The organism is bacterium, assembly GCA_021372515.1.
Taxonomy (GTDB): Bacteria; Gemmatimonadota; Glassbacteria; order GWA2-58-10; family GWA2-58-10; genus JAJFUG01.
On sequence record JAJFUG010000099.1, the window covers coordinates 1 to 26,164 of the forward strand.

Sequence of the window (26,164 nt, forward strand, 5' to 3'; positions counted from 1 at the left end):
GTCAGCGGGCGGGGTGTGTCACGGTTGGGGTCAGCGCTGCAAGCCTGTCGGCTGGTCCCCCACTTTTACAAGGGGGGGCGGGAGGATTTAATCCCAATAGCATGCTCCGCTCAAACTTCGTGGAGCCAGGCTCTGACAGGCTGCGAACCGATTCCCCCTTCTGAAAGGGGTTGTCTTTTGAGGCGTCATTTTGAAAATTGACTCTGTCCCCGACTACCCCGCCGCAGTCGAGGCGCTCTACGGCCTCCAGCGTTTCGGGATCAAGCTCGGGCTGGAAAAAATAAACTCACTGCTCGAGGCCCTGGGCCGCCCGGAGAAAAATTTCCCGGCCGCCCACGTGGCCGGCACCAACGGCAAGGGCGCCTGCGCCGCCGCGATACACGCCGTGCTTCGCGCGCACGGGCTCAACGCCGGGCTTTACACCAGCCCGCACCTGTGTGACCTGCGTGAGCGCGTGCGCGACAGCCTTGGGGCCGTGCCCGAAAGCTTTGTCCGCGACTGGGTCGAGGCGAATCTTGAGCGAGTGCTGCGCGAGCGGATAACTTTCTTCGAGACCGTGACCGCCCTGGCTTTCGACTGGTTCGCCCGGCGGGAGGTGGTGGCGGCGGCGGTGGAGGTGGGCCTGGGCGGGCGCTGGGACGCCACCAACGCGCTGACTCCCGCGGTCAGCGTGATCACCTCCATCGGCCGCGAGCATGAGGCCTGGCTCGGGCGCGGCCTGGCCCGGATCGCCGGGGAGAAAGCCGGGATCGCCAAGCCCGGCGTGCCTCTGCTTTGCGGAGTGACCGCCCGCGTGCCTCGCGCTGTGATCGAGGAGTCCTGCCGCGCCTCCGGCAGCCCGTTCCTGCCCCTGGAAAGCGAAATCCGCCTGGGCGCGGTGAGTGTCGGGCCGAGCGGCACCCGGTTCAACTACCGCTCGGTAAGTCTGAGCCTGGAGCGGGTCGTAGTGCCGCTCTACGGGGCGCATCAGGCGCGGAACCTCGCCCTGGGCCTGCGCGCCGCCGAGATGCTGCTGGAACGCCTGGGGGTCGCCCCGCGCGCGGAGGCCGCAACCGCGGCCCTGGCGGGACTGGTCTGGCCGGGACGGTTCCAGCGGGTGAGCCTGCCGGATGGCGGCGAGCTGGTGCTGGATGTGGCCCACAACCCTGATGCGGCGCGCAAGTTGGCCACGGTCTGGCGGCGTGTCTACGGCGCCCGGCGGGCGATTGTGGTCGCCGGGCTGGCCGCGGACAAGGATTATGCTTCGTTCCTCGCCGCCCTGGCCCCGCTTGCCGCGCGCTTTGTCCTGACCGTTCCCGATTTCGGCGGCTCGGATAACCGTTCCGGCGCCGCCGAGCCCCAGGCCATGGCACGCGCGCTGGAGCGACGCGGCATCGGCGTTGCTTTCCAGGTCGCTGAAGACGTACCGCGCGCCCTGGAAAGCGCCCTGGACCACCCGGAGCCTGTTCTGGTCACCGGGTCGTTCCGCACCGTGGGCGAGGCCATGCGCGCCCTCGGCCTGCGGCTCGAATGAAACTCAACTCTCTGTCTTGGAGTCGCCGCCTTTGTCCGACCGTTTCGGCATAAGCCTGGAAAGCGGGCACAGTCTCTGGCTCTGGCTGCTGATTGCCGCCCTGGCCGCGCTTGTCCTCTGGAGCTACCGCCGCACCTGGCCCCCGGTGGGCGCGCCCTATCGCGCGCTCCTGATCTGCCTGCGGCTGGCTGTGTTCACTGTGGCGGCCTGGCTCATTTTCCAGCCCGTGCTTACCTGGTCGGTCGAAACCCGGCGCCGCGAGCGGGTGGCCGTGCTCCTGGACAACTCGGCCTCCATGCGCCTGCCCGCCTCGGCCGCGGGAGGACCGGACAGCTCCAGCCGCGTCGAGCTGGCCCTGTCGCTCCTGGGCGGCCTGCACTCCGACAGCCTGAGCGCGCTTTACACCTTCGGCGACCGTCTGGCCCCACTCACCCGGACGGACAGCCTGGGGTCCACTCCCTCCGGCCGCACCGACCTGGCCGCGGCCCTGCGGCAGGTCATCGCCCCAGGGGCCCCCGCCTGGGACCGCATCTATGTGCTCAGTGATGGCGCGGTGAACAGCGGCGAGGACCCCACGGCCCTGGCCGCTGCCCTTCCCCCGCTGGAAAGCGTTATTGTCGGGCGGACACCCTCCGCGCCCGACCTGGCCCTGGCCGCCCTGAGCCAGAGCCGTCCGGCCTATGACAACGAGCCGGTCGAGCTGGAGCTTTCCGTGGCGGTCAATCTTCCGCCGGGCGCCCACAGCCTGCCCTCCGGCGCGGCCCCGGTGGTCGATTTCCAGGTGGACGGCAGTCCGGTGGCCTCGCTGCGGCTGGATGCAGGGAGCCTCAGCGGACGGTTCATCGGGGGACAGGTCAAGCTGCCGCCGCTGCCCGAGGGCGAGCATGTCCTGCGCGCCGTGCTGCGCCCGCTGCCCGGCGAGTGGACAGAGCGCAACAACGAGCGCCTGCTGATCCTCGAGGTGGCCCGCGGCCGTCACCCGCTCCTGCTCGTGACCGACGCCGCGGACTGGGATTTCACATTCCTGCACCGCGCCCTCAGCCTCAACCAGGACTGGGCGGTCTCGGCCCTGGTGCTCCTGGGCGGCGAGTTGCACTCCGTGCGCAGCCAGGACCGGGAGGGCCGTTTCTCGGCCGGGCGCCTGCCGGATGACAAGGAACTGGAAAACATCGAGCTGGTGCTCCTGCACGGCGACCTGGCGCGCCTGGACCGCTCTTTCCTCGAGCGTGTGGCCGCCCGCGCCGCGCGCGGCAGCTTGGCCCCGGTGCTCTGGCCCAGTGTGCGCCTCGATCCATCGGCTCTACCCGCCGGACTCGCCGCCTGCCTGCATTTTGCTTCCGTTCCTGCGCCGCTCGTTCCGCAGCCGGCCCGCGACATTCCCTGCCGCCTTCTCCCGGACAACCGTTTCGGCCTGGCAGTCCAGGCCGGGGATGAGGAACTGCCTCCGGTGGAAAGCGTGATGCGCCTCCCCGGGCTGGCCCCGGACGTCGTGCCTCTGGCCGCGCTGAGCGGCGCGGCCTCGGGCCTGGCCGCCGACCCGCACGGTGCTCCGCTGATTGTGGTGCGCGATCACGACGGGGTCCGCTCGGCCACGGTCCTGGGGACCGGGCTCTGGCGCTGGCACATGCTGAGCCAGGAAAGCCCCGGCCAGGACATCGCCCGCTACGAGCGTCTTTGGGAAACCCTGGCCGGCTGGCTGATCAGCGGGCGGCGTAGCGAGGGCGGCACTCTGCGGCCGGAGCGAAACGTATTCCAGTGGGGGGAGGCGGTCGCGTTCAGCGCGCCCGGCGCGGATGCCTCGGACAGCCTGACCCTGCGCCTGAGTCTGGTGCGCGAGCCGGAGGGCCCCGGCGAGGTCCCGGACAGCCTGCCGTCTCTCATCTCTTCGTCCCCCGACCCCGGTCAGGCCCGGCGGGTCGTGCTCGGAGCGCTCACTCCCGGGGTCTACCGCTGGCGGGTCACTGCCGAGAATCCCGCCGCTGAGGCGCGCGACTACGGCGGCCTGTTCGCAGTGGAGAGCTATTCCCCCGAGCTGGCCGTGGTGCAGCCCGACACCACGCTCCCGGCCGCATTGGCGCGCGCCACCGGCGGAGGCTTGACCGACAGCCGCGCGTTTTCCGGCCGCATCGGCGACAACCTCACCCGGCGGCGTGTCCGCCACAGCCTTTCCCTGGCCGGGGAGAGCTGGCTCTACTTTGTCCTGATCGCCCTTCTGTCTGCCGAGTGGATTCTGCGGCGACGGCGTTCCCTGGCCTGAAAAAGCCGCAACCCGCGAGCGGTGGAAAAAGTTGACAACCGGCGCTGGTAAAAATATTTTCAATCCAAGTCCCTTGTCAGAAATATTTTTCACTCATTCAACTCCGGGACTTCCGGCGCTGTTTTTCGGCATGCTGGCGGATCGAGCGATATGCAAGTCGGTTTTCAGGACTTTTAACGGTGAGGTATCTGCCCCATGAGCGACAACCGCAGTCAGGACATCAAACTTATCAAGCTCGCGATAAAAATCGAAAAAGACTCACTCGCCTTCTTCGAAAAATTCATCCAGAAAGCCGGTGAAACCAGCCACCTGACCCCGTTCCTGCAGGGCGTGCAGGCTGAACTGAACGAGGATGTCTCCCGTTTCGAACTCCTGCTACAGCCCCTGGAGAGCGAGGCCGGGACAGATGAAAGCATCCAGAGCCTCTCGCTGGATGAGTATGTCAAAGGCGTGCACGGCGCCCGGGTGGACAAGTTTTTCACCTCCAGCCGGACAGTCGAGTTGCTCGAGGGCTTCTACAACCCGATCCAGGCCCTCGGCGCCTCCATCCAGATCTTCAAGGACATCGCCAAGTTCTACCAGGACAGCGCCGCCGACATTTTCTACGACAAGGAGAAGGCCGCTTTCCTTGAATCGGCGGAGCGTAAAAAAGAGCAGTCTGAATCTGTCGCCCGCAAGAAACGCGAGATCATCAGCCGCTTCCCCTGAGCGGTCCGGCCGCGCCCATAAATGCCGGTGCGTAACCATGCGCGCCTCCCGGAGTCTGACTGGTTCGCGGGGGGCGCGCTTTATTTGAAACCGACTTTGTTGAGGAGCGTGATAATGGAAATATCCCTGAGCCGCAAGCTCGACCTTGAATCCGGGCGGGAGGTCCTCCTCCTGCCGCTGGCCGAGGGGGCTTTGGCCGAGAATCAACTGTTCGCCGCCCTGGACCGCAGTCTGGACGGCGCCCTGGCCCGCGCCGCGGCCCAGGAGGATTTCCAGGCCAAGAGCGGCCAGGCCCTGGTCCTGAACACCCTGGGGAAGGTTGCGGTGCAGCGGGTGGTGCTGCTGGGCCTGGGCGAGGCCGCCCGGGTTGGCGCCGAGCGGCGACGGCGCATGGCCGGACGGGCCGCGGAGCAGTTGCGGCGGGTCCGGGCGGCTTCGGTCCTGATGGTTTGCCAGGCCGTCCCGGGCGAGGCGTTCGAACCAGCGCGCGAGGCCGCGGCCCTGGTAGAGGGGCTGAACCTGGCCCTCTACCGTTTCGGCAAGTACAAGAGTGAAAACGGCGATAAGCCGCCCTATGCCGGCCCGAAAAATGTCGAGTTGCTGGTAACAGACGACAAGGGCAAGGCAGCCGGCAAAGCCGCGGAGATTCAAAGCGCCGTGGAGCGCGCCCTTCTGGTCACCACGGCGGTGCACACAGCCCGCGACCTGATCAACGAGATACCCCAGGAGATGACCCCCGAGCGTTTGGCCGAAAGCTCCGCCGCCCTGGTCGAGGGTATCCCGGGCCTCAGTTGCAGCGTGCTGGATGAGGCGGCTATGGAGCGCGAGGGCATGCAGGCCTCCCTGGCCGTGGGACGCGGCAGCTACAACCGCCCGCGTTTCATCCAGTTGAGCTGGACCCCACCCGAGACAGCAGACAGCGCCGAGCACCTGGTCCTGGTGGGCAAGGGGGTGACTTTCGACAGCGGCGGGCTTAACCTCAAGCCCGGCGACTCTATGCTCTCGATGAAAGCCGACATGTCCGGCGCGGCGGCGGTGATCTGCGCCCTCACGGTCATCGCCCGTCTGCGCCTGCCTCTCAAGGTCAGCGGCCTGATCTCGGCGGTGGAGAATATGCCCTCGGGACGGAGCTACCGCCCGGATGACATAGTACGCTCGTTCGGTGGGGTGAATATCGAGATCGGCAACACGGACGCCGAGGGCAGGCTGACCCTGGCGGATGCCCTGGGCTGGGCCGTGGCCCGCTGCGGCGCCACCCGGATCGTGGACCTCGCCACCCTCACCGGGGCCTGCATGGTCGCCCTGGGGGTGCAGACCGCCGGGGTGTTCGGCCAGCCGGAATCCTGGCGCGACACGGTCCTCGCGGCCGCCGCCGCCACCGGCGAGAAATGCACCGCCCTGCCGCTGGATGAGGACCTGGCCGATGACATCAAGAGCGAGTACGCGGATGTGCGCAACACCGGAGCCACCCGTTACGGCGGAGCGATCACCGCGGCGCTGTTCCTGCAGAGGTTCGTCAAGGACACGCCCTGGACACACCTGGACATTGCCGGCCCGGCCTGGACCGACAAGCGGCGGGATTACGCCGGTCCGGGCGGCACGGGTTTCGGTGTGCGCCTGCTGGTGCGCCTGGCCGAAAGCCTCTGCCGCGGGTAACTGCAACCGGAGCTTGGTTTGATCGTAGGGGCGGGTTTAAAACCCGCCCCTACAGGTAAATCGAGCCGCTTTATCGCCAATCCGTATTGTTTATAATTCACTGTGATATCCGCTTTTATCCGTGCCATCCGTGATTCCGGAGCGACGAAAAAAAAGGGCGCGGCGCGCCGTACCCCTGCAACTTAGTCTTTTCCTCTCCACGTCTTCGGTCACGAAACCGGCTCCACCTCCACCGCCGCAGCCGGACAGATCACCACACAGGCCCCGCAGCCGACACACTTGTCCACGATCACCTCCACCCGCGCGTCCAGCCCGCCGGCGTCCCGTACGATCCGCAGCGCTTTGTAATCACAGTAGCGCAGGCACTGGTCGCATTCCTTGTGACGGGTGAGAAGGCAAAGCCCGGTCTCAATCCGCGCCACACCCATGACCAGTCGCTGTTTATCCTCTACCGAAAATTTCCTTATCGCCCCGGTCGGGCAGACACTGCCGCAGGCCACGCACTCGGGCAGGCAATAGCCGCTGTTGAATTCCACCGCGGGAGTCAGGAGTCCCGCTACATTCCCGGTATCGACAGCCGGAGTGACAATCCCCGTGGGGCAGGCCCGTCCGCAGTTGCCGCAGCGGATACAAACCCCCTCGAGCTTTTCCTCCTCCAGCGCTCCCGGCGGACGGAGGAGGGAGGGTGTTTTCTTTCCGGCGGCCCGTCCCAGCCCCAGTTTCACCCCCACGCCCAGCAGCGCCCCCAGCAGCACCCGCCGCCCGCTGGAAAATGACAGCGCTGCGCTTTTCTCTTTGCGGAAAAGCCGTCGCACCCGGGAAAGGCTGTCTTGCAGGCTCCCCAGCGGGCACACCTTGCCGCACCAGATATTAGGCACGGCCCAACTTGCCGCCAGTACGAGTATCAGGCCGGAGGCCTTGAGAAAAACCAGCCAGGAGGTTTGTCTGCGGAAAACATCGAAAAAGGCGGTGAACAGGTTGACCGGGTCGATAATGCTCAGCAGCGGCGCGCCCAGTATTGCGGCTGCCACCGTCGCGGCCAGGATCAGCCCCCCGATCCGGGGCAGGCCGGCCAGGCGGCTCGCGGGCGGGCGGCCCTTGGATACAAGGTCACACAGCGCCCCGGCCGGGCAGAGCCAGCGGCAGTACCAGCGGTGACGGAACAGTGCGATCAGCAGCACCGCCCCGGCAATCAGGTGCAGCCAGCCAAGCCTCTGCCGCGCCATGACAGCGTCCAGCAGGACCAGCGGGCTGCTCCAGAGGTACAGCCCGCTCAGACGTCCCAGCCCCAGCGGCAGGGATACAAGCGCGGCCACCCCGGTCAGCACCAGGCGGGTCTGTCGGGAGCGGAGCCTCATCCCAGGTTGGCGTTCTGCTGCCTGAGCAACGCCTGCACCTGCTTGACATCCACCGCGCGGGCGGAGACCCCGCTTTGCGCCGCCACGGCCGCGGCCGCCCCGGCCCCGTGCCCGGTCACCAGGCAGGTGCCGATAATGCGCGTGTCCTCGACCAGGGCTTTCTCGAAACAGAAACAGCGCCCCGCGGCGATCAGGTTCTCGGTCTTCTTCGGTAAAAGCGCGCGGTAGGGTATCTGCCACCAGGGACGCTCGCGCATGGTAACCCGCTTGCCCTTGTACATGAGGCTGGTCCAGGCGCCGCTCACCCCGATCACGTCCTCGAAGCTCTTGTAGGTCATCGTGTCTTCCAGGGTCAGGCGGTACTCGGCGTCCAGGATACGCGACATGCGCACGCCAAGCTGCGCGGCCGTGTCCAGCAGGAACACTTTCTCGTAGCCGGGCTTGGAGCGGATTTTCTGCACGTTCTCCCAGATCTGGATCCGGTATTTCTGCTGCAGCCCGGCCAGGGCGTTCAGGTCGAGCGCATCCTGGTCGTCATCCCCGTGCATGTTGAACCAGTTCACGCCCTCGACCGGCGTTGGCAGGCCGATCTCCTGCGCTTCGAACCCCGGCCGCGATTTGTCGATCTTGTCAATGTTGCCCAGACGGTGCACCAGGCCGATATGGTATTTCATGTTCTCGTAGCTCTCCCCGGCCAGGCTCAGCACGTCCCCGTCCCCGGTGCCGTCCACCACCAGCTTGGGCGCAACCGCCACCCGCCCGGACTTGGTCTCCAGGATCACCGCCTTGATCCATCCGTTCTCCAACACCACGTTGGAGACCCAGCAGTGGTAGAGCACCCGCACGCCGGCCTCGCGTGTCATGGCGTCCAGCACGTACTTGCCCGCCTCCGGGTCGATCGTGGGGTTCACCTCCTCGATCGACATGCCCAGCTCACGCAGACGGCTGTTGATCTCGCCGCCGATCCCGAAAATCACCTGCTTGAACCCACCCTTCTTGTCCAATCCGTGGGTGGAGAGCAGTGGCAGCACCAGCCCCCCGGTCCAGAGGCCGCCCAAATGATTATAGCGCTCCACCAGAATAACCTTGGCCCCGGCGCGCCCGGCGGCGATTGCGGCCGCCACCCCGGCGGGTCCGCCGCCCGCCACCAGCACGTCCGTTTCGGCGATCACCGGTATCTGGCGCGCCGGTTCCAGAATGCTCGCCCCGGTTTGCAGTTTTAACCCCGCGGCCAGCGTATCCGGTTTGACAGCAGGTTCCGGCGCGGCAGCGGTTTGCTTGTCTTTCTGCGGGCTGCACTGCGCCGCGCCGAGCAGCGCACCGGAGGAGACGGCGACTGTGGAGATGAAATTTCTGCGCTTCATGGCAGGGCCTCTTGGAATGACTTGACTGGATGGGTTATTCTATGTCCGATGGAATGCTGCAACCGGCGCAACGCTGGAGCAGGTCGGGCGCGTCCGCCGCAGGGATGGGATTAAGATACGCGACCTTAAGCCGCTGTCAAGCTGTAACGTGAAAGACGCGGAAATACCGACAAAAAAAGGGCACGGCGCGCCGTGCCTCTACAAAAAGTTTTTCTATCGTCCTCGGACTGTACCCCCCGACCCCGCGGCTTTGCTGCTTTGGCCGAAACCAAAGCAGAAAAGAGTCTTTCGGCTTCTCACTGCAATTCCCTAACCGGACGTTACTGCCTCACTCCTCTTTCCCAAGGAGGTAAGCGGCTATAACCCCTCCTCCTGCCTCAGGATACGCGCCGCCTCCACCAGGGCCAGGTAGCCATCCGTGGGCACGTACTCCGGGATCGAGTTGCCCGAGCCCAGGGCCCAGCCGCGCGCCGAGGCCCGGAACCGTCGCCCGTCCTCCACCGCCCGTCGCGTAATCTCCCCGGGCTTCTCGCGGCACAGAAGGTCCATGTCGATCCCGCCGAACAGCCCGATCCGCTTACTGTAGCGCCCGATCCACTCGTCGAACGGCGCGATCACGTCCTCGTTCGAGTGCTTAGCGTCGATCCCCGCGGCGATCACGTCCTCCATCACCTCGAATATGCAGCCGCAGGAGTGCCAGAGCATCGGCTTGCCCGCGTCGTGTATCGCCCCGATCAGACGCCTGTACTGCGGGATAACGTGCCGGCGAATGACATCCGGGCTGGAGAGCAGCCCGCCCTTGAATCCCAGGTCGTCTCCGATGCGGCAGACCGCGAACAGGTCGCCCCAGCGGCGGAGGAACCCGCTCCAGATCGCGAGCATCGTATCGCCGATAGCCCGGTACAGCGCGGCGAAAGTCTCGGGGTCATCCACCTGGAGGTAGCTCAGCTGCTCGAACCCCACCAGGTCCTCGCTCAGCTCGTACACGCCGTAGCCCGCCCCTCCCACGGCCAGCATCCCCTCCGGCAGGGCTTTGCCCAGAGCGCGGAACTGGCTGTCGTAGGCTTTCCAGAACAGCTCCGGCAGCTCGGCCCAGGGGTAGCGCTCGAAATCGGCCCGGCACTGGATCGGCCCGGGCCTGCCGCCGTAGATCGCGCCGTGGCCCGGCAGTATCTCGGCGATCCCGGCCTCGAACGAGACCGTGTCGTAGGTCATCTCGCGGAAAAAACGGCAGTAGCAGTCGAAAAAGTGCTCCTGGCCGGAGCTGTCGCCCTCAAGCTCCCCGGCGAACGAGAGGCCCAGGATACGCTCCATCACCGGCGGGTTGATAATGTGCTCGTACAGGGGAAGGCGCGCCGGGCGGCGATTGCGGGCCGCCTCGACCAAGTGCGTGTAGTCCGGAGTGAACATTGAAAGTCCCATTAAACTGGTTTTCTGTAGGGGCACGGCATGCCGTGCTCGAATTTCACTCTATTTGAGTTAAAGCTCGGATAAATTCCTTCCCAAACTCTGTAATTCTCACAAATGGCTCTTTGGTTGGCCCCCACCTTGCATTGGTATCCATCGCAAATATATTGGCACTCATAAGACTGTAGACAGATTCATTTTCATCGCCAGTTCCACTTGCAATCTGACAAAAATCATCGCTATTCAAATCTACTTTGGCGAGAACTGATATGTCTTTTTCGTTTAGCAATGCAAGCACCTGAAAAAACTTTTCAAGCTGAAAATCGTTTTTATTCTCAGCCTTACAAAATCCAGAGAATACTTGTTTCATCCTTTCCCTTTTCCCTGCATTCCTTTCTCTTATATACTTTTCCAGAGCAAAAACAAATCCATCCTGGAATTGTTGATCCTGTAAAATTTGTTCTGAAAACACTGCTGGATTGTCCCGAATCATCTCAACCCATTCCAAAGCTCTCTGGTGGCGCAATTGCATTCCTGAACCGATTAAAACCTTCGCCAGACCCCATGCGGTACCAAGAAATGGCACAGAAGAAACAATTACATCAACCGCAACAAGCGTGCTTCCTTTGATAATTTCTTTATCCTTTTCTTTCATTGAAAATTCCTCTTTAATAACTTTGGTCGTTTTCCCTTACCCGGCGGGCCAGCCAGGGGCCGCATGCCAGCAGCAGCACCACGGCCAGGCCCCACTGGGCCAGGCAACTGCCGATTGTGGCCACGCCCAGCGGGTTCCACCAGTTGGCCCGGTCCCATCCCACGGAGAGCCAGAACCACCACAGCAACAACACCGCGAACTGGAGCGGGATCAGCCAGCGCAGGGTGAAAGCGAACCCGCGGCCGGGTTTCATGTCCGGCGTGTCCTCACGGTTCACCACCTCGCCCACGAACCGACCCGTCCCGTAGCGGCTCACCCCCAGGCTGAACAGAAGGCCGCTCACCAGCAACCCCAGGCCCCAGACCCAGTCCTGGTTGTCGAAAAACTTTCCCGACAGCGCGCTGGGCGCCCCGCCCAGCAGGGTGAGCACGGTCACGATCACAACAGCTTTCCCGCGCCGCAGCCCCAGGTCGATCAGGTTCTTGACCCACATTTCAAGCATGGAGATAAAGCTGGACATGGCCGCGAAAAACAATGCGAGAAAAAACAGCGGCAGCATCACCCGGCCACCCGGCCCGGCCCCAAGAAGGCGCGGGATCGAGATGAAAGTCAGGCCCGTGCTGTTCTCGCCCGGCAGCTTGACCACCGCCGCGGCCTGCTCGGCGGGCAGAAGGGCGAATACCGTGGGGATCACGGCCAGGGCGGCAAGTAAGCTGGCCGTGTTGTCGCCCAGGCCCATGATCAGGCCGTTCTGGACAATCTTTTCTTTCGGACGGCTGTAGACCGAGTAGGTCAGCAGAAGGCCCCAGCCCGCCCCTGTGCTCCAGGCGCTCTGGGAGAGCGCCTCCAGGTAGACCCGTGGGCTGAACAGGTCCGCGGCGTTGAACTGGAACAGGTATTTCACGCCCGCCATGGCCCCGGGAAGGCAGAGCGCGCGCACCGCGGCGTAGATCAGGATCAGCGCCAGCACCGGGATCATCACCTTGGCCGAGCCCTCGATCCCCAGCCGCACCCCCGCGCCCACAACCAGGGCGGCCAGCACCGCCGCCGCGGCGTGGTAGGCCAGCGCCTGCCAGCTCCCGGCGAATGCATGCCAGAACTCCGGCCCGGTGGCGCCGTTCACCGCGCCGCTCAGCGCACCCACCAGGTAGCGCAGGCACCAGCCCGTGACCACCGAGTAGTAGAACATGATCCCGCCGGTGATCAGGGCCACAAACCCACCCATCCAGGCCCCACGCTCACCGCGCAGGAACATGAACGAGCCCAGCGAGCCCCGGCGCGAGGCCCGTCCCAGGGCGCTCTCGGTCACCAGCAGCGGGATCGACCAGAGGAACAGGAACAGCGTCCAGGCCAGGATGAACACCCCTCCGCCGTTAGCCGCGGCCACGCGCGGGAAACGCCAGATATTGCCCGTGCCCACGGCGATCCCCAGGGCGGTCATCAGCATGCCCCAGCGGCTGGAGAAAAGCTCGGCCGCGCGGCCCTTGCGCGTGTCCTGACTGCTGAAAGGCTCTGTCATGGGAAGGCTCGGGTCGGCAAGAGGGTTTCAGGCAAAAAGAAACCGGCCCCCCGGATACTGCGGAGCCGGTTTCGAACCGGTTCATCCCGCCCGGCCGCTTCATTGGCCGGGCCTGAAGGCCCTGGTCTTACTGCCAGACATCGGGCTTGTTGTCGCCGTCGGTGTCGAATCCGGCCTGACCCTTGCTGCCGTCCTCGTTGTACTTCTGCCACACGTCCGGCTTGCCGTCCTTGCCCTTGTTGTCGTAGGCGATCTCTTTCTTCTTGCCGTTGGGATAGTACTCGACCCACTGGTCCGTGATACCGTCGCCGTTGGTGTCGACTTCCATCCGCTCCTTGGCACCGTCAGCCGTATAGAACACCACCTGGTCGGGCTTGTCTGCCCCCTTGGTGGAAAGCTCCACCTTTTCCAGCTTGCCTGTGGCGGGATTGTAATACTGCCACTGGTCTATCTTGCCGTTCTTCTTGGTGTCCTTCTCGACCCGGACTTTTTCACCCTTCTCGTTGAAATAAGTGAATTCATCGATCGTGCCGTCGAAATCCGTATCCGTCTCGGTTTTGACCGCGATGCCCTCTTTGGTGAAATAGCGGGTCTTGTCGATCTTCCCGTCGCCGTTGGTGTCCGCCTCGATCAGCTCGATCTTGCCGGCGTTGTTCGAGTAGGTCCAGGTGTCGGGCTTGCCGTCCTTGTTCGAGTCCTGCTCTTCCTTCAGAAGCCCGGCCTTGTCCTGCGCGGTCAACTGGACCGCAGGCGCCGCCACCAGAGCCATACCGAGAAACAATGCCGCCATAGAACGCATCTCGCACCTCCAACAGGTTATCATTCATCCGGTCTGGAACCCGTTTATGCAATTTTTCCCAAACTAATTTTGCAGCGCGCCTGACGCAAGCAATTTCTGGCCTGATTTTCGGCACGGCGCGGCGCAAGGCTCAGAAATCGGAGCCGATCGAGAAATAATTCCGGTGACGGCCCTTGATCAGCTCGTCGCTCTTGTAAATCTGGTTCTTGTAGTAGTAGTAGGCGCTCTCGTAATGGTCCAGTGCCTTGGCGAAATCGAACTTGATGATGAAATACCCCAGGTTCATCCGCGTGCCGAAACCGTAGGCCGCCTGGGCGTTCTTCAGCTTGAACAGCTTGGTGTTGGTCGTGGTGAACGGCTGGAACGCTTCGGTGTTGTACCACGCGCTGCCCACGTCGAAGAAAAGCACCCCTCCGATCCCGCGCAGATAGATCGGCAGCGGCCAGCCCAGCACCAGGTGCTCGATCAGCGGAAAACGCAGCTCGAAATTACCCAGCAGTAGATTGTTGCCGCGCATGTCACCGTAACCCGCCCCGCGGAACGTGTACGGACCGCCGATGTAGAAAGTCTGCGGGTCGCTGCCCCGCCGCGTGCCGGCGATCACCCGGCTGGCGATAGTCACTCGCTGCCAGAACAGCATGTACTTGCGCCAGTCGGCCAGCACCTCGGTAAAACTGATTTCACCGAAGAACTGGCGCATGCCCAGACGGTAGCGCCCGCCGTCCACCGGCCCGGTGTAGCCGAAAGCCGTGTTGTCGTAGACCAGCGCCACCTCCGGCCCCGCGAAATAGCTCGTCCCGAACTTGGTCAGGTCGCGCTCCTTGGTCCCATAGCCGTAGTAGCTGAACGGGTCGAGGTAGAAATCCACCCCGAAAGTCTTCGAGCTGATCGTGTAGGCGTTGAGCGCCCACTCCAGGCGGCGGAAACGGTCGAACGGGCGGCTGAACACCAGCCCGACCCCACGCCAGATGTTGGCGAAATAGTCCCCGCCGTACGAGGATATGGTCGACAGGTAGTACACGTCCCGGAACTGGGTGACATAGAACCCGATATTTGTCCGCGGCTTCAGGTAGGTGTACTGGAACAGGAGGTCGCTGTCCTGGATCTTGCCGTACAGGTTGGCCCCGATCATCAGGTTGTGGTTCGACAGCACGTCGCTGATCGAGACCATCACCCCACCGGTGGCGCCCACGTTGCCCATGTACGAGCCGTAGCCGGTCACGTAGTCGGTGGTGAACTTAGCCTTGTATCTCCTGTTCTTGAAAGTCGAGGTGTCGGGCAGCGGTATCTTGTCCTTGGGCACGTCGAAATCAAAACTGATCGGCGGCATCTGCTTCTCGCGCGCCAGGGAGTCGGCCCGCAGAAGGCTAAGGTCGAGCGAGTCGAGCGGCTGGGCGCCGCCGGCGCCGGTGACCGAGGAGGCCACCGTGCTGTCAAGATGCGCCAGGGCGCTGTCCAGGCCGGGGAGGCCGGCGTTCAGCGAGTCGGCCCGCCGCACCAGATCGAAAAGCGACAGCGTGTCCAGCGCCGAAATGGCCTTGACGCGCGCCTGACGGAGCGCCCGGGCCAGGCTGTCCACCCGCGCCAGGCTGTCCAGCATGGACAGGCTGTCGCGCAGCCCGATCAGGAACTCGTGCCGCCACTCCGAGGTCGCGCCCTGACGGGCCAGGCTGTCCAGCACCGCGGAATCCTCCACCTGCGGCGGGTGGACATCGATCATGTCCGGCATCGGGGGCCTGGAAACCACCGGCCGGGCGACCGCGGTCTCCATCTTACCGGCCTGCGTCGCCGCCGGGTGGCCGTTAACCCCGTTAAGACGGCCCGGAGCGGCCAGGGTGGAATCGTTGGCTTTCGGGGATGGCGGGTGTGGCGACAGACTGTCCCGCGCGGCCTGGTCGCGCTCGAGTTCGGTTTTCAGCTCGGCGATACGCGCCCGGGTGGCGTTCAGGTGGATCGTCTCGTAGGCGAAAGTGCGGCTCGTGTCCGGGATCCAGGCCTTGCCCATGCCCTCCGGGCTGTTCAGCACGAAAATGTCCCAGCCGGCCTGGTAGAAAGCGCTGTAGGCCATCCGGCCGCTGGACGCGCTCCAGGTGAGGCAGGGGCTGGTCTCGGTCGGCCCGGCCACGCCGGTCAGGATATCGGTGACCTGGTATTCCTTCCCGTCGGTGAAATCGTGGTAGAAAATGTTCGGGATGCCCGTGCGGTCGGTCACGTAGGCGATCTTGCTCCCGTCCGGCGACCACTGGGGCGAGATGTTGTCCATGTAGCTGTTGGGCAGGATGTCGTACTTGCCGCTGGCCAGGTCGAGAACGCCGATCCGGTAGTCGGAGAAAATCAGGCGGTCCAGGTCGGTGCCGGGACCGTACTCGGTGACGAATGCAATTTTCTTGCCGTCCGGGGAATAGACCGGGTCGCGCTGGGTGTAGCGGTCGTCGGTCAACTGCTCCAGCTTGCCGCTCTCCACCTCCACGGTGTAGAGGTTCGAGCGCCCCCCATCGATCCCGCAGAACACGATCCTCTTGCCGTCGGGCGAGAAGCTCGGGCTCAGGATGCCATCCAGCCCGAACTTGAACTGGTGCACGATCCGCTTGTTGAACGTGGCCAGCACGTAGATCGCTTCCTCGGGGCCGCTCTTGGCCACGAAAGTCAGGTAGCGGTCATCCCGGCTCCAGTTCAGGCTGGTGTAGAGGAAACGGAAGTTCTCGAAATCCGGGTTGCGCTGGCCCTCGACCAGCTTTTTCGGCTCGCGGCCGTCGATCGCGCTGGCCTCCCAGATATCGATATAGCCGTCCTTGTTCGAGATGTAGGCCAGCTTTTCGCCCGTGGAATTGAGCGCCGGGGCCACGTTGTAGCTGCCGCCGTCCTCGCTGTGCTTGGTCAGGCGGCGCGAGAAATCCTCGGGTTTCTTGTAGTTGACTATCTGCGGCAGATAGGTCTTGCGGATGTCCTCGTTCCACTGCTGGCTCAGGGTTTTCAGGTCGGCTCCGATCGAGCTCTTGAACGCCCGGCCCGCGTTGCCGAACACCGGGGTTTTCTGCAGTATCTCGCCGATCTTCTTGTTGCCGTAGCGTTGCGAGATGAAATACCAGACCGAGTGCCCGAAACGGTAGGAGCGCAGGTCGGCCATGTAGTCCAACTCGTCCAGGGTCATCAGGTAGCCGCTCAGTGCGGCGTCGCGCAGCCACATCTCGGTATCCGGCGTCATCTTATCCAGGCTCAGTTCCTCGACCATGCCCTCGATGAACCACAGCGGCGGCGAGTAGGAGAACGGGTTGGCCAGCGGCGTGGCGTCGTTCCAGAGGATATCGATCTGGAACGCGTGGGCCAACTCGTGGGTCAGCGTGTGCTCGAAATCCTTCCACGAGCCGGTGAACGGCAGCAGCACCCGGCGCTTGACAAACTCGTTCACCCCGGCCAGCCCCTCGTTAACGTCCTCGGGCAGCACGTTGGTTTGCTGGAAATCGTTGTGGCTGGCGTAGAGGATCAGCGGCACCCGCCGGTGCAGGTTGAAATTGAGCATGCGGCTGTAGCGGGTGTAGGCCCGCTCGGCCAGGCGCGCCGCGTCCAGCACCATCCGGCGTTCTTTCTTGTAGTAGTAGATATCGTAGTGCTCGGTGGAGAGCACCTGCCACTGGAAATCCTTGTACTGGACCTTGTTCTTGCCGAACTGGGCCCGGCTGCTGGAGGCCGGGAGCAGGGATATCAGCGCAAGGAACAGCACCGTGCGGAACAGTCTGCCGGAGCGCGGGGCACGGTTGAGTCGGCTGGCATTGACTGGCATCTGGGACATTCGGGGGCATCTCCAGGGCCGGATCTTTTTCACTCGGAACATAAGGAATAAATCGGCACACGCCCGCGGGCGTAAACATCAATACACGCCAGAGGCTACAAGGTTTCATCCGGTAATGAGTTCCGTAATCCCTTCCCGGACTGACTTTTATTCTGCTTGCGCGCCTGTAGCCGATAAGATATCTTTACCATTATTCTAAAAGCCTGTCGCCGGATTCGCAATCCTGGCGCCGCGGCCTTTGCGGGCGGCGGTCGGCCGCGAGGCGGATGACGCAGCCTGCGGTTTTCCGGGCAGCGCTTCTCTCCCCCCGGCGATCAGGGTCTGCCGGCCGCTGAATCCGGTCGTTCGGCGCCCACCCGGCACATCGCTCCATGCAGCCTGCGGTGCAGAAGGCGACCTCGAGCCATGACCGATTACCTTACCTCATTCGGCACCATCTCGCAACAGGCTTCCGAGGCCGTCGACCGGGTGTTGACCTTGCGCGCCAAAGTCAAGGGCAAATGCCTCGGCCCCAGCCGCGAGCTGCAGCGCGAGGTGAGCGGCCTCTACGAGCGCGAGGTGCTCGAGCGGCTCCAGAGCATCAGCCGGTTGATCATCGAGATGGGCGACAGCCGCCCCAAGCGGCTGGGGGCGGCGCTCAGCCGCCTGTCGCTCAACCTGGGCCAGAGCGCCGACCGTCTGGTGGCCATCCTGTGCCTGCCCGGTTACCGCAGCCAGCTTAAAGTCGCCCTGTCCCTGTTCGATCACATACACCGTTCGCTGCTGCATTTTCAGAAAAATGTGACGAATCGGAACGAAAGCGGCCTTTTCAATGTAAACAATCTTATGCAGGACATCGCCCTGGCGGTCTGCCCGTTCCGGGCCGAGTTTATGCCGCCGGGAGATGAGCGCGCGGTTCACACCGTGTTTGTCGAGAAACTGGACGAGGAAGTCCCCCACATGTCCGGTCAGGCCGAGGGACTCTATCTGGCGCTCTACCAGTTGACAGCCAATGCCGTCACCGCCGCCGGCTCCCGGGGTACGGTCAGCCTCTACACGAAATACCACGAGCGGTTCAGGCAGCTCATGGTGACCGTGGCCGACAACGGACCGGGCATCGACCGCCTCGAAGTCATGCGCAGCGCACTGATGACCGAGGCCGCCACCGCCGACACCATCGAAAAGGTTCGCTCCGCCACGAGCGATCACGATAACCCTATTTTCGAACTGATCTACCTGCCCCGTGTCAGCGCGTTCAGCCTGGCCGACCAGTCACACCGTGGCCTCGGCCTGACCCTGGCCCTCGAGCAGATCAAAGCGCATGGAGGAAAAATCGCCATACACAGCAAACCTGGACGAGGCGCCACATTCCAGGTAAGTTTCACTCTCTGATCCCGTAGCCGTGGCCGATGCCAATAAATTATCCAAAGGGGCAAAACGTGGACAAACGTCTATCTCCTCTCCGGATCCCGGTCCAGATCCTCCTCGTGTTTTCTCTGGCCGGGTCTCTGCTGCTCAGCGGTTGCAGCCTGTTCAACAAGGCAACTCCGATGGAGAAAGCCACCGGGGTCCGCTACATGGACGTGGTGCTGTACGCCGGGTCGCAGGCTGACAAAGCCTTCGGGATGCTCAACGGCGGATTTCCGGTGTACGGACGGGAGGGGCAGTGGTTGGAGAGCGACATGGGAGACTGGGCCAAGGGTTACTACCCCGGCATGCTCTGGCTGCTGTCCCAGGTTTCCCCCGACCCGCATTACAAGGACCTGGCGCGCCAGTGGCTGCCCGGGTTGAACGGGCTGCGGGACAATTTCCACACTTTCGGCCTGGGACAGGTCTACTACCCGACCTATGTCGTGGGCTATCAGCTCACCGGCAACCGTTCCTACCGTGACGAGGCGATCGAGGCCGCCCGCGTGCTGATGGGACGGTTCAACCCGGCCGGGTTCTTCCCTGCCTTCGGCGCGGCGGGCGACACCGTGCTCGGGCGGCGCCTGTCCATCGAGAGCATCATGGACCTGGAGCTGCTCTACTGGGTCAAAGAGGCCACCGGAACCACCGAGTACGAGATCGCGGCCAACAACCACGCCTTCTTCACCCTCAGCCGCCTGGTCGGTCCGGACGGCCGGGTGCTGAACATGGCCGATTTCAACCCCCGCACCGGCAACACCTGGGGCGAGCGCACCCCCGAGCTGGCCGACCCGCGTTATTCGCCGCGCGGGATCAGCGCCAGCAGCTGCTGGTCCCTGGGCCAGGCCTGGGCGATCTACGGCTTCACCTCGATCTACCGTCACCAGGGCAAGACCATGTTCCTCGACACGGCCCAGCGCGCGGCCAACTATTTCCTGGAGCACTGCGCCGAGGACGGCATCCCGCCCTGGGATTTCGACGCCACGGGTAATGACGCCGGGATGAAAGACGCTTCCGCCGCCGCGGTGGCCGCTGCCGGCATGCTCAAGCTGGCCCGCCTCAGCCCCAACAAGGATGACCGGGCGCGCTACCAGAAAGCCGGCGAGAAGATAATCGAAACCCTCAGCACCAAGTATTTCAGGAAAGGTTCGGGCGTGCTGGGCGGCGGCGTGTTCAACCGCGATTACGCCGATGCCGGCTCCACCTCCACGGTCTGGGGCGACTACTACTACATCGAGGCCCTGCTCCTGCTGATGGACTACGACATCTGAGCCGTACCCCCACTCTGAAAAGCACAGGGGCCGCCGGGCAGTCTTCCGGGCGGCCCCTTTTTCTTGCGCGGCGGACAGCCATGTGTTAGACTTCCGCCAGGAAACCATCCCGGTTACCCATTCTCACCAGTCCAAAATTCGTCCGGTCCGAACGGAGGCCTCCATGACGAGAATGGTCCGCAGTCTTTTTCTGGCAGCCACTGTCTCATCCACCCTGCTCCTGCTGGCCGGCGGCTGTTCCTCGGTCGGACGGGTCAGCCTCAACCCCACGGTCAACCTGGCGGTCGCTCCGACCAGCCTGGCCGACCAGGCCGCGGTCTACATCCCGTCACTGCAGCAGAAACAGGTCTACAGCCAGACCATCTCCGGCCTGGGAAGTTTCGATGTCGAGCTGGGGCCGTCGCTCATCCGCTGCACCCAGGAATCGTTCCAGCTCTTTTTCTCACAGGTGCTGATGCTCGGGCCGAGTGAAACCACCAGTCTGCCCTGGCGGATCGACCTGCGCACCGACCATTTCCGCATCACCGAGAACCTGGGGGCCGACCTGCAGATCTGGTGCAAGGTCGTCCACTCGGGCAAGATCGTCCTCGACCAGGGGTTCACCGGGCATGCGGATGGCCCGGACCAGCAGTTCCGGCAGCTCGACAGCGCCAGAAAAGTGATCCAGCAGTCGGCCGAGAGTGCTTTCCAGCAGGCCTTTGTCGAGCTGCAGAAAGCACTGCGCGAGAAGACCGCAGCCAAATAAGATTCGGCTCCGGGGACTGCGGAAAACAGAGATTAAGACCGAAGGGGCACAGAGCTGCAGCGTGCCCCTTTTTCATTGACCGCTTCGAATCGGGAGGACTCGTGCGCACGCGCGTGGGACGGTTCTGGTTCGAGGGCCCCTGGGACTACTCCCCCGGCGGCCTGCGCTATGTCCTGCCCGAGCCCGGGGTTTACGCGGTCCTCTGCCGCGGGGAATCCGGCTGCCGCACCCTGGAGCTGGGCGCGGTGGATGACCTGCATCGCTCCCTGGAGCGATGCCCGCACGCCCCGGCCTGGGCCGGGCGCTGCCAGTCTGGAACTCTATGCGTGGCCGTGCGCTACGACAGCGAGCATCCCGATAACGCCCAGGTGCTGCTCGAATTGAAAGCTACGCTGGAGAAGGATTAGCCCGAACGGAACTTTGGTTCGAGAATGGATAAACGCGAGGACCTACAACCTCAAGCGGCCGCCAGGCCGCTGTTTTGTTTTTGGGGGCCGCGCATGTTTGAGCCTGCACCATGGGCAGCGTGCCGATGCGCGTAAAACGGGCGGGATTGAAAATCCTCCGCGGTGTGGCGGCGATTCGCGGCAGCGCCGCCGCTGCACCGCCGGAGCGGAATCATCGCTCCTTGGACATTTGAGCCAGAAGGAGAGACGCGGCAGGGACGAGTTCGCGGCCCCCGCTGGCTTTGCTGCTTTCGCCGAAACGAAAGCAGAAAACTGCTTTCAGGAACCGCAAATTTCCCTGAAGAAGGATTTGAATCAAAGAAAAAGAAATGCGGCCGGGTTCAGGCGAACAGCCCGGGGAACGCTCCCTTGAACCCGCTGAACATGAAATGCACCCCGATGGCGATGATGAAGATCTGCATCACCCGGGCCACGGCCAGTGTGCCCACCCGCCCCATCAGACGGCTGAGGAAGCCGGCGAAAGTCAGGATCAAGAGGGTCAGGCCGAACACCACCACGCAGACCGAAAGCGCGAACAGATGCCCGTACTGGCCCTGGAACAGGATCACGGTCACGATAGTGCCGGGCCCGGCCAGCAGCGGGCAGGCGATCGGAGAGACCGCCAGGGCGCGCAGACGGTGGACCCGCTCGCGGTCGCGCGCGCTCACCTCCTCGCGCAAGGCCGGCTCCGGGCTGTCCGTGCGCAGCATGTCGTGCACCCCGGTCACCACCAGCAGCAGCCCCCCGGCGAACGTGAACTCGCTCATAGTGATATGGAACACCCGCTCCATGGCGTACAGGCCGACCAGGGCGAAACCCACGATCAGGATGAACGAGGTGGCCACCGCGATCCGGAACACCCGCTGACGCTCGGGGGCGGTCGCCCCCTGGGTCAGGCTCAGGAACACCGGCAACCCGCCCAGCGGGTCGACTATGGCGAACAGAGAGAGCACCGCCTGGAAAAATATCGCCGGCTCGAAATACATACGGCCCGCCTGTATTGATGAAGCCTCAGGGTTTCTGTTTTACCCGTAGAGGCACGGCATGCCGTGCCCGATCTTTTGTGTACGAAATCCCCCTCGATCCCCCTTTGAAAAAGGGGGAGGGAAACGCAAGACTCAAGTCATTATCAATAAATTATGGCACTGTCGTAGGGGCGGGATATATCCCGCCCGCAAAGCACTTCCCACAAACATACAAGATAAAATCAACAATTTCAACACTTACAAAAACAGCCGCCCCGAACACCTCGGGAACGGCCGGAGAATGCCTTGTGAGTCGTCACCTTACAGGTCCACTATCTTCAACTTCCCGCCCAGCCTGTCGTTGAGAACCCCGGCCAGGATCGAGCGGTGGCAGGCCGCCGGGTCCCTCTCGTAGCACAGCAGGCAGACTGTCTCCGAAGCAATTTTCTCCTGGAGCGCCTGCAGCGCCTCCCCGCGTTCAGCGAGGCATTCAGTGTAGCCACAGCGCAGAAGACCGTAGTCTCTGGTGCACTGAACCTCCACCCGCAGGGCCTTGGGCGCGCTTAGACTTACCATGTGCTCGTAGCCCAGGCCATGCCCGGCGCAACTGGCGGTGAGGGCTTTCTTCGAGTAACCCGGTTTGCGGCTGTTCGGGTTCTGGCGGATATCCAGCAGAAGGGTGACTTTATGCTCTGCCAGCGCGGCGAAGAGCTCCGGCGCCTCCCGGCCCTCGAAACCGATCGTGTACAGGCAGGGTTCGCCGGGCATCGGCATCTCCACTCGACATCAGCCGGGACGGCTCACTCCTCGAACTGACGGACCGCCTTTTCGAACTCCAGCTCCTCGGCGTCCGGGAAATCGCCCTTGCGGCCGGGGTTGTGCTGCTTGTTCTTGCGCTCATCCAGCTCGGCCTGCTGGATAGCGCGCATCACCTCGGTGATCTCGCGCAGAAGGCGGGCCGTGTACTCCGAGGCCTGGGTCAGGTACTGCACGTGGCGCAGCAGGGTGGTGAACACCGCCAGCCGCTCGAACATGAACCCCAGCAGCAGCACCACCGCCCCGGCTCCCAGCACCAGCGCCCCGGTCAGACGCTCCAGCATGCTGATTCCCAGGGCCACGCCCAGCACGCCCAGCACCGACAGGAACGTCCCCGCAGCCAGCCAGAGGGCCCGTCCCAGTCCGCCCGCACCGGCTTTTTTCCTGCCGGCCTCGGCGGGATTAACCTTCTTCGCTTTCATGCTCCAGCCTCCGTTAAGGGCGGGCGCCGGACGCTCCGGCGTCCCAACGCCCCCAATCAGAATGTGTACGACATCCCGGCCCGGTGGGTCGTGCCCAGTCCCGAGCGCCCGGAATCGATCTCCGCGGCGTAGTCCACGCGCAGCCGCTCGTGGTTGAACCCCAGCCCGAAGCTGGGCGAGGTGCGGTCTAAACGCCGGGTCATCCCGGCCCGGGCCATAAACAGCCCCGGCACCACCTCGTACTCGCCGCCCATCGAGAACGCGGTGTAGCGGGCGTTCTCGAACCGCAGCTCACCCGCCACCACGAACCCCTCGATAATCAGGTAGCTTCCGCCCAGCTCGATCTCGCGCGGCAGGTCATCGGCCAGCCCGGTATCCCACGAGATACGGCTGAACGCATTACGCACCACCAGGGCCACCGAGCTGAACGGATCGGGTACGATATATACCGCCAGGTCCAGGCCCGCGCCCTTGCCCCCGGTGTCCGGGATGTCCGTGCTGATGAAGCAGCCGCGCACCGCCGCGCCCACGGCCAGGTAATCGGTCACCCGCTTGCCCCAGGCGTAGGCCAGCGTGTTCTCGGCGTAGCTCATCTCGTCCTGGCCGAACGGGCCCTCCACGCTGGTGCCGCGCCAGTTCCAGTACAGGCCGCTCGCTCCGTAGCCGGCATCCGGCTGGTGGTAGTCCAGGTACACGTTGCGCACAAGGCCCATCGAGCCGACATCCGCAAAACTGAACCCCACCGAGCGGGTCTCGGCGAAAGCCAGCCACGCCGGGTTATGGTAGCTCGCACCCACGCCCGAGGCCAGGGCCGAGTAGGCCCCGCCCATGCCCACCCCGCGCACCGAGACCGGGAACGAGCTGAACGCCCCGCTGGTCACGGGCGAGGAGGCAGCCCGCGCTCCGGCCGCGGCCACGAGGATCAGGCCCAGCACCAGGGCTGTCAGACGGCCCATATTTTTAACACTTCGGCTCATTCTACCACAGGCTCGATAAGGTTTCAACAAAAACTTCGAAAAATCCACAAAGCGTCATTTTGCGGCAAGATATCAACGACGGGCCACGGCCAGAGTCTTGCGCATCTCCTCATGCCGCCCGTTGTCGTAGCTGATCTCCCAGGCATAGATGAACACGCCGTTCATCACCAGGTCGCCACGGTCGTTCTGCAGCAGCCATTCGGCGTTGACCGAGCTGCCGCTGCCGTCGATCCGGTCGCTCACGTCCACCCGGCGCACCAGGTCGCCGCGAAGGTTGAATATGCGCAGCACGGCCCGGCTGATCCGCGCTCCGGCCTGACCGCTCACGAAAGTGATATGCGCGCTGGTGCGGGCCGGCACCTCCTCCACGTAGGCCACCGGCTGCCCGGCCGACAACCCGAAGGTGTTGACTAAAGTTTTGCGCCGCACCGTGCTCCAGCCGGCCAGGTCGGTCACGGTCAGGCGCAGACGGTGCAGGCCGGCCCGGCTCAGGGCGTCGAAATCGGCCTCCAGCTCGCCCGAGCTCAGCCAGCTCTGGCTGCGCGGCCTTATCTCATGGCCGTCCGGGTCCTCGATCACCACCTTGGTCTCGCCGCGGTCGATCCCGGAGACATCCGGGTAGAGGCCCCAATCGGTGAATGCCGCGGTCGAGCGCACACCGTCCGCGGCCACGGTGATCTGCACCCCGGCGGTATCCGGGGCGCGGTTGTCCACGGTGAATATGGTGCGGCTCACTGTCCGTCCGGCCAGCTCGGCCACAGCCAGGTCGGCCAGCATGTCGTAGCGGCCGTCCGCACTGCCGTCCTCAGCCAGCGTGTCCGCGAACTGGAAGCGCAGTGTGTCGCCGGCCACGGACTGCGTGCCGGCCAGCGGCACCCCGCGGTAATTGACCCGCAACGAGGCCCCCCCTCCTGGGGTGAAAGTCGCCTTCGCCCCGCGCACCAGGGCCCAGACCCGCACCCAGGGACCGTGCACCAGCGAGCTGTCGGGCGGGGACACCTCCACGTAGCCGCTTACATTCAGGCTGAAAGCGCGGGTCAGCACGGCCTGGTTGCCCGCCCGGTCGGCGGCCGTGACCGTGAGCGTGTAACTGCCTGCGGCAGTGGGCTTGCCCTCGTCGAAATGCAGGCTCAGGCGCCCCACTCCATCCTGGTTGAGCGTGGCCGCCACCGCGCCGTCCGGCCCGGTCACCGTAGCGGTGGCCCCGGCGATGTTCAATCCCGAGCACTCCCGGTCGACCACGGCCGGACGGTCCACGAGGTCGATATGGATCGCGCTCGTGTCCGGGGCGAACAGGATGTCCGCCGTATCCGGGGGCAGGTTGTCCAGCAGGAACGTGAAGACCGTGTCCAGGTCGGCGGTGGCGCTCATCAGGTCGGCCACGTGCACGGCCAGGCGCCAGCGCCCGTCATCCGCCCCGGCCGAGGAGAGCGACCGCCCGGCCTGGAACGCCAGGATATTGTTCTGGTGGTTCAGCGTGCCCGCCACCGCGGTCGAGTCGGGCCCGAGCAGATGGGCCGTGGTGGCGCTCCAGTCGATCCCGGCCCCGCTGTTGTCGGTCAGGGCCAGGCTCACCGTGAGCGGCTGGGTGACCGCCGCGGTGTTGAGCGAGCGGTTGAACGGTCCCTCGGCTATCGCCGCCCCAGGCCTAAGGTCCGAGCCGCCGACCACGAAACTCCGGGTGCGGGTGACATTGTTCGCCGCCCGGTCCACCGCAGTCACCGAAAGGGTGAAAATTCCGCTGGTTTGCGGCTTGCCCTGGTCGAAACGCAGGGTCAGACGTCCCACCCCGTCGTTCCTTAACGTATAGGGATGCGTGCCCGGCCCGGTCAGCGAGGCGGTGCTGAGCTTGGTGTCGATCCCGGCCACCGCCCGTCCGGCCACGGCCGGACGGTCCACCAGGTCGATGTATATCTCGCTCGTGTCCGGGGCGAAACTGATAGCCAGCGTGTCGGGCGGAGTGTTGTCCAGTACGAAGGAGACAGAGGTGTCCAGGGCGGCCACGAAGGCGGTGAGAGTACCCACATGCACTGCCGCCGTCCAGCGGCCGTCATCGCTGCCGTTCGAGGATAATAAGCGTTCCGGGGTGAAATACAGGGTATTGGCCTGG

Annotated in this window: 20 protein-coding genes; 8 read left to right on the forward strand and 12 right to left on the reverse strand. The window is 64.3% G+C overall.

Features of this window, described 5'->3' with window-relative positions:
- The first annotated feature begins 190 nt into the window (after positions 1-190).
- The 4 genes from LLH00_09645 to LLH00_09660 all read left to right on the forward strand — a co-directional run bounded on the left by LLH00_09645 (position 191) and on the right by LLH00_09660 (position 6,134).
- The gene (locus LLH00_09645) at positions 191-1,513 is read left to right on the forward strand and encodes a bifunctional folylpolyglutamate synthase/dihydrofolate synthase (protein ID MCE5271531.1); all 1,323 of its coding nucleotides are present in this window, start codon (positions 191-193) and stop codon (positions 1,511-1,513) included.
- Between the two features lie 31 nt (positions 1,514-1,544).
- A complete protein-coding gene (locus LLH00_09650) occupies positions 1,545-3,770 on the forward strand; it encodes a VWA domain-containing protein (protein MCE5271532.1) in 2,226 nt (741 codons plus the stop codon).
- A gap of 195 nt (positions 3,771-3,965) precedes the next feature.
- Entirely contained in the window at positions 3,966-4,478 is a 513-nt protein-coding gene (locus LLH00_09655) for a hypothetical protein (protein MCE5271533.1), read from the forward strand.
- 114 nt (positions 4,479-4,592) lie between these two features.
- Positions 4,593-6,134 carry a leucyl aminopeptidase gene (locus LLH00_09660; protein ID MCE5271534.1) on the forward strand — a complete coding sequence of 514 codons (1,542 nt, stop codon included), beginning with the start codon at positions 4,593-4,595 and terminating at the stop codon, positions 6,132-6,134.
- A 209-nt stretch (positions 6,135-6,343) separates the two neighbouring features.
- On the opposite strand, the gene LLH00_09665 is transcribed toward LLH00_09660, so the two are convergent.
- The 7 genes from LLH00_09665 to LLH00_09695 form a co-directional block, all read right to left on the reverse strand.
- The gene (locus LLH00_09665; GenBank protein ID MCE5271535.1) at positions 6,344-7,492 is read right to left on the reverse strand and encodes a 4Fe-4S binding protein; all 1,149 of its coding nucleotides are present in this window, start codon (positions 7,490-7,492) and stop codon (positions 6,344-6,346) included.
- Entirely contained in the window at positions 7,489-8,856 is a 1,368-nt protein-coding gene (locus tag LLH00_09670) for an FAD-dependent oxidoreductase (GenBank protein ID MCE5271536.1), read from the reverse strand. The genes LLH00_09665 and LLH00_09670 overlap by 4 nt, the downstream gene beginning before the upstream one ends.
- Positions 8,857-9,213: 357 nt before the next feature.
- Complete coding sequence (locus LLH00_09675) at positions 9,214-10,278, reverse strand: hypothetical protein (GenBank protein ID MCE5271537.1); 1,065 nt, start codon at positions 10,276-10,278, stop codon at positions 9,214-9,216.
- 43 nt (positions 10,279-10,321) lie between these two features.
- Positions 10,322-10,918 (reverse strand): hypothetical protein, encoded by a 597-nt coding sequence (locus tag LLH00_09680; GenBank protein ID MCE5271538.1) that lies wholly within the window; start codon positions 10,916-10,918, stop codon positions 10,322-10,324.
- Positions 10,919-10,931: 13 nt separating this feature from the next.
- Positions 10,932-12,437: a sodium-dependent transporter gene (locus LLH00_09685; GenBank protein MCE5271539.1), complete on the reverse strand. Its 1,506-nt coding sequence runs from the start codon at positions 12,435-12,437 to the stop codon at positions 10,932-10,934.
- Between the two features lie 127 nt (positions 12,438-12,564).
- Positions 12,565-13,236, reverse strand: a complete 672-nt coding sequence (locus tag LLH00_09690) for a hypothetical protein (protein MCE5271540.1) — start codon at positions 13,234-13,236, stop codon at positions 12,565-12,567.
- Positions 13,237-13,366: 130 nt separating this feature from the next.
- Entirely contained in the window at positions 13,367-17,026 is a 3,660-nt protein-coding gene (locus LLH00_09695) for a hypothetical protein (protein ID MCE5271541.1), read from the reverse strand.
- Between the two features lie 405 nt (positions 17,027-17,431).
- Here LLH00_09695 and LLH00_09700 point away from each other — a divergent pair, with 405 nt between their 5' ends.
- The 4 genes from LLH00_09700 (at position 17,432) to LLH00_09715 (ending at position 20,835) form a co-directional block, all read left to right on the forward strand.
- Positions 17,432-18,397: a hypothetical protein gene (locus LLH00_09700; protein ID MCE5271542.1), complete on the forward strand. Its 966-nt coding sequence runs from the start codon at positions 17,432-17,434 to the stop codon at positions 18,395-18,397.
- Between the two features lie 47 nt (positions 18,398-18,444).
- The gene (locus LLH00_09705; protein MCE5271543.1) at positions 18,445-19,683 is read left to right on the forward strand and encodes a hypothetical protein; all 1,239 of its coding nucleotides are present in this window, start codon (positions 18,445-18,447) and stop codon (positions 19,681-19,683) included.
- A 163-nt stretch (positions 19,684-19,846) separates the two neighbouring features.
- Positions 19,847-20,428, forward strand: coding sequence for a hypothetical protein (locus LLH00_09710; GenBank protein ID MCE5271544.1), 582 nt, complete (start codon positions 19,847-19,849; stop codon positions 20,426-20,428).
- A 101-nt stretch (positions 20,429-20,529) separates the two neighbouring features.
- On the forward strand, positions 20,530-20,835 hold the full coding sequence (locus LLH00_09715) for a hypothetical protein (protein MCE5271545.1): 306 nt from the start codon (positions 20,530-20,532) through the stop codon (positions 20,833-20,835).
- Between the two features lie 380 nt (positions 20,836-21,215).
- Here LLH00_09715 and LLH00_09720 read toward each other — a convergent pair whose 3' ends face one another.
- The 5 genes from LLH00_09720 to LLH00_09740 form a co-directional block, all read right to left on the reverse strand.
- Positions 21,216-21,860 carry a MarC family protein gene (locus LLH00_09720; protein MCE5271546.1) on the reverse strand — a complete coding sequence of 215 codons (645 nt, stop codon included), beginning with the start codon at positions 21,858-21,860 and terminating at the stop codon, positions 21,216-21,218.
- A 300-nt stretch (positions 21,861-22,160) separates the two neighbouring features.
- Positions 22,161-22,607, reverse strand: a complete 447-nt coding sequence (locus LLH00_09725) for a DUF488 domain-containing protein (protein MCE5271547.1) — start codon at positions 22,605-22,607, stop codon at positions 22,161-22,163.
- 32 nt (positions 22,608-22,639) lie between these two features.
- Entirely contained in the window at positions 22,640-23,077 is a 438-nt protein-coding gene (locus LLH00_09730) for a hypothetical protein (GenBank protein ID MCE5271548.1), read from the reverse strand.
- 56 nt (positions 23,078-23,133) lie between these two features.
- A complete protein-coding gene (locus LLH00_09735) occupies positions 23,134-24,033 on the reverse strand; it encodes a hypothetical protein (GenBank protein ID MCE5271549.1) in 900 nt (299 codons plus the stop codon).
- A gap of 93 nt (positions 24,034-24,126) precedes the next feature.
- Positions 24,127-26,164, reverse strand: a 2,038-nt coding sequence (locus tag LLH00_09740; GenBank protein MCE5271550.1) for an Ig-like domain-containing protein, incomplete at its 5' end; no start/stop codon positions are given.

Excerpts from the sequence above, each read along its gene's own strand:
- LLH00_09655 (MCE5271533.1), top strand. The coding sequence starts at position 3,966 with ATGAGCGACAACCGCAGTCAGGACATCAAACTTATCAAGCTCGCGATA.
- LLH00_09660 (MCE5271534.1), top strand. The coding sequence starts at position 4,593 with ATGGAAATATCCCTGAGCCGCAAGCTCGACCTTGAATCCGGGCGGGAG.
- LLH00_09665 (MCE5271535.1), bottom strand. The coding sequence starts at position 7,492 with ATGAGGCTCCGCTCCCGACAGACCCGCCTGGTGCTGACCGGGGTGGCC.
- LLH00_09670 (MCE5271536.1), bottom strand. The coding sequence starts at position 8,856 with ATGAAGCGCAGAAATTTCATCTCCACAGTCGCCGTCTCCTCCGGTGCG.
- LLH00_09675 (MCE5271537.1), bottom strand. The coding sequence starts at position 10,278 with ATGGGACTTTCAATGTTCACTCCGGACTACACGCACTTGGTCGAGGCG.
- LLH00_09680 (MCE5271538.1), bottom strand. The coding sequence starts at position 10,918 with ATGAAAGAAAAGGATAAAGAAATTATCAAAGGAAGCACGCTTGTTGCG.
- LLH00_09685 (MCE5271539.1), bottom strand. The coding sequence starts at position 12,437 with ATGACAGAGCCTTTCAGCAGTCAGGACACGCGCAAGGGCCGCGCGGCC.
- LLH00_09690 (MCE5271540.1), bottom strand. The coding sequence starts at position 13,236 with ATGCGTTCTATGGCGGCATTGTTTCTCGGTATGGCTCTGGTGGCGGCG.
- LLH00_09695 (MCE5271541.1), bottom strand. The coding sequence starts at position 17,026 with ATGTCCCAGATGCCAGTCAATGCCAGCCGACTCAACCGTGCCCCGCGC.
- LLH00_09700 (MCE5271542.1), top strand. The coding sequence starts at position 17,432 with ATGACCGATTACCTTACCTCATTCGGCACCATCTCGCAACAGGCTTCC.
- LLH00_09710 (MCE5271544.1), top strand. The coding sequence starts at position 19,847 with ATGACGAGAATGGTCCGCAGTCTTTTTCTGGCAGCCACTGTCTCATCC.
- LLH00_09720 (MCE5271546.1), bottom strand. The coding sequence starts at position 21,860 with ATGTATTTCGAGCCGGCGATATTTTTCCAGGCGGTGCTCTCTCTGTTC.
- LLH00_09725 (MCE5271547.1), bottom strand. The coding sequence starts at position 22,607 with ATGCCCGGCGAACCCTGCCTGTACACGATCGGTTTCGAGGGCCGGGAG.
- LLH00_09730 (MCE5271548.1), bottom strand. The coding sequence starts at position 23,077 with ATGAAAGCGAAGAAGGTTAATCCCGCCGAGGCCGGCAGGAAAAAAGCC.
- LLH00_09735 (MCE5271549.1), bottom strand. The coding sequence starts at position 24,033 with ATGGGCCGTCTGACAGCCCTGGTGCTGGGCCTGATCCTCGTGGCCGCG.